Source organism: uncultured Nonlabens sp., from assembly GCF_947495285.1.
GTDB lineage: Bacteria > Bacteroidota > Bacteroidia > Flavobacteriales > Flavobacteriaceae > Nonlabens.
In genome coordinates, this window is record NZ_CANLXZ010000015.1 from 78,501 (window position 1) to 86,904 (window position 8,404).

Sequence of the window (8,404 nt, forward strand, 5' to 3'; positions counted from 1 at the left end):
AAAACTATTCACTAGTAAGAATGAAATCAATCATTCTCCTTAACATTTATATATACGTAGATATCAATAACTTGGTTTTAAATATTTGAAATTAATTCAAAATAATTTTTCATTGTAACTGGGCCTAATTCATAAGACGCACCAGATAAATCACTGGTATAGATTAGCGCTTCTTTCTTCTTATCATTATACATTAAAATCTCTAGAGAATGTAGCTGTGCAACAGGCTCAAAAGTTTTATCAATAACGTACATCTCTTGATTTTTGAGAGCATGTTCCTTATTACCGTTTTTAAGCATAGCATAGCTTAATAGACTTTGAGTCTCTGGTGTAGACCTATTTTTCACCTCGTTCAACGCAATAACCAGCGCCTCTTTCTTCTGTGCTACATCGCCACCTAACAATTGTTCAATTTTATAAGTGTTGTACATCGCTCCATAAGCAGGTTTTGCGACCTCTGTAAGAAATGTGTTTTTTAATTTTTCAGCGTTTTCTATATCGTTTTGATATTCTTTGATCTCGGCGATGGCTAGATCATAATCTGGTAATGGATGGCGCTCTTTAATTTTATTTAAAATGCGCAGGGCTTCTTCAGGATTTTTTTCATGAGAATAAACGATCCATGAGATACCTTTTAAAGCATAGGTATTGCTTGGGTCTTGTTTTAAGGTCTTTAAATAATGGTCATAAGATTTTTGAATCTGTCCATCATGTCCATAATAGTCTGCTATGTTAGAATTGTTCCACAATTGCAAAGCAGGACTACCACTTTTATCAGCAAGATCTTTGGCAGTTTCCATAAGTCTAATTGTGGCGCTCAAATCCCCTATATGATCATTCCATTTTGCTGCTCTTATCAAGTAATTATAGTCGTTGCTATTTGTTAAAGAATCCAGCATTTTTCTCGCACGTGTATAATCACCTAGTTCCATCGCTATATCAAAATAAACCATCTGACTCTCTGCAGATAATTTTCCTGTCGCAAAAGACCTCATTAAACTATCTGCCTTTTTAAAACGGTGTTGCTTAATGTAAGATTGTGCAAGAGTTCTTTTTGATCCAGCAGGGTTCACATACATATTTGCTACCACAGCCTCACGCATTTCTACAGCTCTATTTAAATCTTTTACGTTTGCTTTTAGATCGTACATCTCGTTTAATTTTGAAGCCAGTCTACCTAAATCTAATACACCTGTACTATTTACAGCTACTAGAGATTCTAAACTGTCTATGTCTGCACGCAATGCAGCGATATAGTTAGAATCATCCAGGTCTAGATAAGAATCATAGTCTGCTGTAGAGGTGACCACACGAGGTGCTGTTGTGGTAGAAGAAGTGGTAGTTGCTCTCTCATTTTTACAAGAAGTAACTACTAGAAGTATTAAAAAGGTATAAAGTAATTTCATAAGTATAGGTATTAAAAATGCCGATTTCCTTCTGACAGAAAATCGGCAATCTATCAATAGAATCAAATCAATTAAAACTGAGCTGCTGTTAAATATGGGAATGTACTTGTACTAACACCATCTTCTAGTGCTACATTATCCGACACAAGGTTAGGTGTACCGTTATTACCATCAAAACGTGCTCCTGTGTTACCACCAAAAAGTACGATTAAAGATACATCGATAACGTCATCCTCTAGAGTACGGCCCGTTAAAAAACTGCTCGTATCTGTAAAATAAGAAGTTGGAGCGTCTGGAGATACTTGCAACACATCTAGAGAAAGTACCGCTGTAGTTTGTGCCTGGTCTAGTCCTAAAATATTGTTTTCAAAGGTTGCACCATATGCATCATAATACGCCTGTAATCTATCGTTAAATGGTCCAGAAAAAGCAGCAATTTGCCCTGCTGGAGTAGTGATGTTAAAACTGTTCTCGTCTGCATCTGTTGCAGACAGTACCGTGTTAATACCAGGTCTACCCATTTGATCTTGTGTAATAAAAGTACCTGAAAAATCAGTTGTCGCGATTTCTCCACCAGTTACATCGTCATCATTATCACAACTTACTGTAATAGTAGCCATAACTGCTACTGCCATTATATATTTGAATATTTTCATTGTATTGTCTTTTAAATTTAAACTTTGCTTATACTTGTTCTAGTTTCTTCTTTTAGTTTCTACCCATACATTATACGAGTTAGGTAAACCATAAACTGGCGCACCTAGTCCTGCACGGAACTGGTCTGCAAGATGTATAGGTGCAGTACCTAAAAGAGTATTAGGAACTTCTAATACGATAGCATTTACGTTTGCGCTTGCAAAGTCATTAGTACCTGTTGTACCAAAACCATCAGCTGGCGCTGTCCCTATTACGGTATTAAACTGTTGGAAATCAAAGAAAAATGCATCCTGACGTTGTCCTGCATAAGCACGTACACCACCAGTTAATGTCTCTCCTGTAGAACCTATAGCAACACTACCTATAGCTTCATTTACATCGATAGAACTACTTATAGTGGTAGAACTAGGCGCATAAGGACCGAAAAAGTACATGCGATCTCCTTGTCTCAATGCTTGTATTACTAGGTCTTCACTTACACCTACAGATGCTGGAAAACCTCCAGGTACGTCTGCACCAGTATTATCGATATTGATCTCGATCATCACGTTTTCATCAAAATTTGACGCTGCGCTTGCTGCTGGTAAGGTTACTATAAATGTGGTAGAGTTAGCATCTTCTCCTTCAAAAGCATAAAAATCTGCGATGTCAGACGGCTGCATAGCAACATTAGGAGCATCAAGGTGGTCAGCCGCGATTAATGTACCAGCGATAGCTACGATCGCAAGTGTGGACCAAAGGGCAATTTTTTTCATCTTAAAATGGTTTTATTAAATTATACCATTACATACGACAGAAAGAAAGGCACGGTTTTAACTAGAATGTTAAAATTGTGCCAATGCCCTAATAAATAATACGTTTGATAAATAAAACTAGCGTTCTAACCAGCTTTTAAAATCCTTAACTCGCTCTCTACTAACTATTAAATCCATTTCTTTAAAAGAATTTATTTTAATTTGTATTCTAGAGTTCTTATAAGATATCATGTCATCTATGGCATTTATATTTACTATAGCCTGCCTAGAGACTCTATAAAACTGCTCTGGGTTCAGTTCTTTTATTAGAGTTTCTAACTTTGAATCTATTAAATAGTTGCGCCCATTTTCTAGATGTAAGTAAGTACCTTTATTTTCAGAATAGAACAGTTTCACATCGTCGGTATGAAACAGTTTTAGGTGCTCGCCTACTTTTGCGGTATATCGTTTTTTATAATTGCGCTCTATGGGATTACCCAGTAATTTTGCGATGTCTTTAAAATTGATAGTCGCAGCTTTATTGTTGTTGTTCTCGCTTTCGCGAAAGCGTAACCTAAATTGATCTATTGCCTTTTCTAACTCTTCTGGATCGATAGGTTTTAATAGATAGTCGATGCTATTTAATTTAAAAGCCTGCAATGCATACTCGTCATAAGCTGTAGTAAAAATAATCGCACTATGTATGTCTACCTGGTCAAAGATTTCAAAAGAAAGTCCATCACTTAACTGTATGTCTAGAAATATAAGATCTGGCGCCTCATTATTGAGCAGGTATTCTACAGACTCCTGCACAGAGTGTAGCATGACCTCTGGCTCTACTCCTATTTCTACTAGCATGCGGTGTAGACGTCGCGCAGCTGGTTTTTCATCTTCTATGATAATGGCTTTAAATGTATTCATATGATGGTAGGTAAATGGTGTGTTAATGGCTGGTTAGGCAGGTTAAGGTGAGCAATGGTATTTAAGAATCTTCTTTATCCATAAGTTCTTGAATCTTGCGTTTTTCCCAACTTTTACTCGTAAACGGATTACTACCTAAGGTGCCTATCGCGTGCCCTACCACACCTATACCCCAACCTCCCAGCGGAAATAAAAACCATGCTGGGTTCCAACCATTCTGGTAATAATTTAAACCTGCAATACCTATATTTACTATAATGTAGACCGTTAAATGACTGTAAAATGCTTTTATCGCTTCCACTCGAGCCTTTGCTCTGGCATATCTCTCCTGGTAGGTTTCTTCTTTTTTCATCTGTTAAAAGTTTTTGTCGTTCATTAAATTATTAATCTTTTCTTCTTCCCACTTTTTACCTAAAATTAAACTCTTATCATAAGTGCGCTGGTACTGAAAAAATAATCCTATACTCATACCTATAGCAGGAAATATAACCCAAGGAAAACCACCTGTAAACGCATTAATTACAGCGAGAAAAGCAATTATTAAAATCATCTTAAGCGCGCTATCATAAAGGTCTTTTATGGCAGCGACTTTCGTTTTTGCCTTATCTAGTTTTTTATCTTCTAGATTTTCTGTAGTAAGTTCTAGGGTTTTCATATACATGGTTTCTTGCGTGAGAATAGGCAGGCTTACTTTAAAAGAGGTACTGGTCTCTTCTAGGGTCATTTTATGATCTGTGAGCAGTCCATATCTACTGGCTATATTTTGCAGCCCTACACCGGTGCTCTTTTTAATCACTTGTTTTTTTTGAAGGTTGTTTTCTATGACTAAAAAATTATCCTTTTCATATATCTTGAGGTGCAGCGGTTTACTATCGCTTACTATATTATGTTTTACCGCATTTTCTATAAGCAGTTGTAGCGATAGCGGTACGACCATAGCGTCTGTACTCGCTCCATGATCTGGAATATCTATAGTGATACTATCTTCAAATCTGGTTTTGAGCAACCCTACATAAGTACGGGCAAATGCTAGCTCTTCTTCTACAGAGACCAGCTCTTTATTGCGCTGTTCCAGTACATACCTATATATCTTTGATAAAGAGGTCGTAAACTTTGTAGCAGCTTTAGGATTCTCTTCTATTAGAGAAACGAGTACATTTAAACTATTAAATAAAAAATGTGGATCTAGCTGATTCTTTAACGCGTTAAATTGAGCTGTGGCACTTCTTGCGATTATCTTTTGCTCATTTACCTTTTGTGTTTGCAGCTGTTTATAAAAATATATCGCATGATAAACAAGTGTCACCACCAGCGTTACAATCATACCGAATAGATACCAACTTAACCTTTGCTTTTTTAAGAAATAATCCCAACTCTCACCATAAATAAACACATAAGTAATAAAATTGAGCAGCACCAATAATAGAAAAGTAAGGAGTACAGAGCCTATAGCGCCATACACCACACGTTTTATAACATTTTCCTGCCATGAAAACTTTTTAGTCATCAGCTCAAACCACCACTGATTTCCTATACTTAAAACCGTAGCAAACATAAAATTAATACTTAACGCCTCTAATTCTCTTTCCCATAGTAAAAAATGACCACGCATGTAGGCATTAATAAGGTTAATCCCTATGGAGATAAGGATACTCGCAATTATAAATTTTATGAACCTTTTAAAAGTCATGAATCTGTTTTAGAATTCTAAAAGTAATTTATTCCCTTAGAACACCACAAAAATGAGAACACTTAACAAAAAACTAAAACTATAATCACCCAGTTGTTATAAACAGTCACTCAACTGTTATTTACATACTTTAATTTAAAATTCTATAATTAGCCACATTCTTTGATCTATTTAAGTTTACTTTACACCTCTATGACCATTTTACATTACTAACCATAATTACCTACATGTTTTACCTTATAATTCCTTTAATAGCGGCAGTTGCACTCTATTTTTTAGTCTTTAAAGAATCTGCACCACAAAGAAAAAAGGACCATCCATCGTGGCATGCTGCACTAGAAAAGCATGTTTCATTTTATGAGCAACTTACTACAGACCATCAAAAAATATTTAGACAGCGCATGGTAGCCTTTCTAGAAGAAACCTATGTAGACGCTGTAGGTTTTAAAATAGAAGAGTTAGATAAAATTCTAGTCGCAGCCAGTGCCGTCATACCTGTTTTTAAATTTAAAGAATGGAGTTATAACAACCTCACAGGCGTTATAATCTATCCAGATAATTTTAATAAAGACCTAGGTTATGGAGACGACCATCCAGACCGCATGATAGGTGGACTGGTAGGCACAGGACGTTTTGAAAAACAAATGATACTCTCTAGAACAGCCCTGCACCACGGTTTTAAAAACGATACCGATAAACACAACACAGGCATCCATGAATTTATCCACCTGCTAGATAAAATAGATGGAGAGACTAACGGTATACCAGAGGCATTTCTAGATAAATCTTATATACTGCCGTGGATCAACCTCATGCACAAAGAAATGGACGCCATAAACCGAGATGAGTCTGACATAAGATCTTATGGGGCAACTAACCAGGCAGAATTCTTTGCCGTTACTGCAGAGTACTTTTTTTCTAGACCCAAATTAATGCGAAGAAAACACCCAGAATTATATAACATGCTGGACCTGTGCTTTAACCCACAAAAAAAGAAAAAAACCTAAAAATTAAAACTTAAAAGACCTTTAATTTTAACGTCCACATAACCTTAAAATCAGAGCTGCAAGTTACCTTAGCCCCATTAAAAAAATAAACATGCGTCATTTCTTATTTATTCTAGTAGTTCTATGTACCACCGCTCCTGCACTGGCAGACGACTGGGGAAAAACAGGACATCGCACCACTGGTGCCATTGCACAACAGTACCTTAATAAAAAAGCTAGAAAAGCTATCTCAAAATTGCTAGACGGTGAGTCTCTAGCACTGGTTTCTACCTATGCAGACGATATAAAGAGCGATACCCTTTATAGAAAATACGGCCCACATCACTATGTAAACATACCCTTTGAGGCAGACTATGACAGTCATGAAAAAAGTGAGCGTGGCGACATTATAAAAGCCATAGACACCTGTATAGCAACGCTTAAATCAAAAACGGCTAGTAAAGAAGAAAAAGCATTTCAACTGCGCATGCTCGTACATTTTATAGGCGACCTGCACCAGCCATTACACACCGGTATAAGTGAAGATAAAGGTGGTAACGATTTTCAAGTACGCTGGTTTAGAGATGGATCTAACCTGCACCGCGTTTGGGATTCTCAAATGATAGAAAGCTACGGCATGTCTTATACAGAACTGGCTAGCAACATGCCACAATTAACTAAAAAAGAACGCAAAGCCATGGGCAGCGGTACCCATAGAGAGTGGCTAGCAGACAGCCGCGTACTTGTAAAAGATATCTATGCATATACAGAGGTAGGAGAAAAACTAAGCTACCGTTACATGTACACCTATTTTAATAAACTACGTGGACAGTTACAAAAAGGAGGCGTGCGTCTTGCAGCCCTTTTAAATGAAATACTGGGATAAATGAAAAGAGTTGGATAGGGTTTCCGCTTTCGCGAAAGCGGAACCTAAACAACACCTATTCTTAAAATTAAAGTAAATCCAGAGGACTAGGTATATTCTCTAGCGTTACCTGCGTCACGTGCGTGTAGATAAGCGTGGTTTTAATATCATTGTGACCTAGCAACTCCTTAATAATTCTTACATCAGTACCAGCGTCCATAAGATGTGTGGCATATGCATGCCTTAAACCATGTAATGTCACCGGTTTCTTTATACCAGCACGAGATTTTGCCTTATTAAAAACAGCACGCAAACTCGCAGGACTATACACACCACCAGTAGCACCTTCAAAAAGATAATCCATAGGCTTATAAATTTTAATATAAGTGCGCAAATACACCTTTAAAGAATTAGGAAAAGGCAACACGCGATCCTTATTACCCTTTGCATTTCTTATAAAAATCTGATTGCGAGCACCATCCATATCTATTAATTTAAGATGTAAAAGCTCGCCACTCCTTAAACCCAGAGCATAAATAGTTGTGAGCATGGCAACATGCTTTTTATTACTCAGTGCTTTGAGTATACGCCTTATCTCACCCTTTGATAATATAACAGGCAGAGAACGTTGTGCTGGCAGTGCCGCAAGATTAGTAAAATCTACCTCTCTTCTATACATCTCTTTAAAATATAACCGTATCGCACTAGACAGCTGTTTTTGAGAACTAGCCGCGTACTTATTATTGCGCACCGTATTCATAAAATAATCAAGAATTTGAGCGTCGCTCAAATCATTAAGATCGGTATGCACACCTATCTTTTTATGAAACGGTATCAATAAACCTATATAAGTTTGTATAGTATTATTGCTATACCTTTTAATAGTTAACAATTGTTCAAATTCTAAAAAAGTTCTCATATACACCTAAAACCGCAATATACTACAAATCAAAAAGTTCTCATATACACCTAAAATCGCAATACATAAAATTTCACAAAAAAGTTCTCATATACACCCATATGGTATAGTTAGTTAATGGTTTTTATGTATATTGCTTATATATAACAGTTGCAAAAAATCAAAGATTTCGCAACATTGAAATTCACCGATTCATTTATATCTAGGATTATAATAGTTGTGTTAT

Annotated in this window: 9 protein-coding genes; 2 read left to right on the plus strand and 7 right to left on the minus strand. The window is 36.5% G+C overall.

Features of this window, described 5'->3' with window-relative positions:
* Positions 1 to 77: 77 nt before the first annotated feature.
* The 6 genes from Q0838_RS08175 to Q0838_RS08200 all read right to left on the minus strand — a co-directional run bounded on the left by Q0838_RS08175 (position 78) and on the right by Q0838_RS08200 (position 5,408).
* The gene (locus Q0838_RS08175) at positions 78 to 1,406 is read right to left on the minus strand and encodes a hypothetical protein (protein WP_298953326.1); all 1,329 of its coding nucleotides are present in this window, start codon (positions 1,404 to 1,406) and stop codon (positions 78 to 80) included.
* Between the two features lie 71 nt (positions 1,407 to 1,477).
* The gene (locus Q0838_RS08180; protein WP_298953329.1) at positions 1,478 to 2,062 is read right to left on the minus strand and encodes a DUF4331 family protein; all 585 of its coding nucleotides are present in this window, start codon (positions 2,060 to 2,062) and stop codon (positions 1,478 to 1,480) included.
* A gap of 39 nt (positions 2,063 to 2,101) precedes the next feature.
* Positions 2,102 to 2,818, minus strand: coding sequence for a DUF4331 family protein (locus Q0838_RS08185; protein WP_298953332.1), 717 nt, complete (start codon positions 2,816 to 2,818; stop codon positions 2,102 to 2,104).
* 117 nt (positions 2,819 to 2,935) lie between these two features.
* Positions 2,936 to 3,718, minus strand: coding sequence for a LytTR family DNA-binding domain-containing protein (locus Q0838_RS08190; RefSeq protein ID WP_298953334.1), 783 nt, complete (start codon positions 3,716 to 3,718; stop codon positions 2,936 to 2,938).
* Between the two features lie 61 nt (positions 3,719 to 3,779).
* On the minus strand, positions 3,780 to 4,070 hold the full coding sequence (locus Q0838_RS08195; RefSeq protein ID WP_298953337.1) for a 2TM domain-containing protein: 291 nt from the start codon (positions 4,068 to 4,070) through the stop codon (positions 3,780 to 3,782).
* A gap of 3 nt (positions 4,071 to 4,073) precedes the next feature.
* The gene (locus Q0838_RS08200) at positions 4,074 to 5,408 is read right to left on the minus strand and encodes a histidine kinase (protein WP_298953340.1); all 1,335 of its coding nucleotides are present in this window, start codon (positions 5,406 to 5,408) and stop codon (positions 4,074 to 4,076) included.
* A 227-nt stretch (positions 5,409 to 5,635) separates the two neighbouring features.
* Between Q0838_RS08200 and Q0838_RS08205 the strand changes: the two genes are divergently transcribed.
* Positions 5,636 to 6,415, plus strand: a complete 780-nt coding sequence (locus Q0838_RS08205) for a M90 family metallopeptidase (RefSeq protein ID WP_298953343.1) — start codon at positions 5,636 to 5,638, stop codon at positions 6,413 to 6,415.
* 91 nt (positions 6,416 to 6,506) lie between these two features.
* On the plus strand, positions 6,507 to 7,280 hold the full coding sequence (locus Q0838_RS08210) for a S1/P1 nuclease (protein WP_298953346.1): 774 nt from the start codon (positions 6,507 to 6,509) through the stop codon (positions 7,278 to 7,280).
* A gap of 67 nt (positions 7,281 to 7,347) precedes the next feature.
* Here Q0838_RS08210 and Q0838_RS08215 read toward each other — a convergent pair whose 3' ends face one another.
* Positions 7,348 to 8,178: a tyrosine-type recombinase/integrase gene (locus tag Q0838_RS08215; RefSeq protein WP_298953349.1), complete on the minus strand. Its 831-nt coding sequence runs from the start codon at positions 8,176 to 8,178 to the stop codon at positions 7,348 to 7,350.
* Positions 8,179 to 8,404 lie beyond the last annotated feature (226 nt).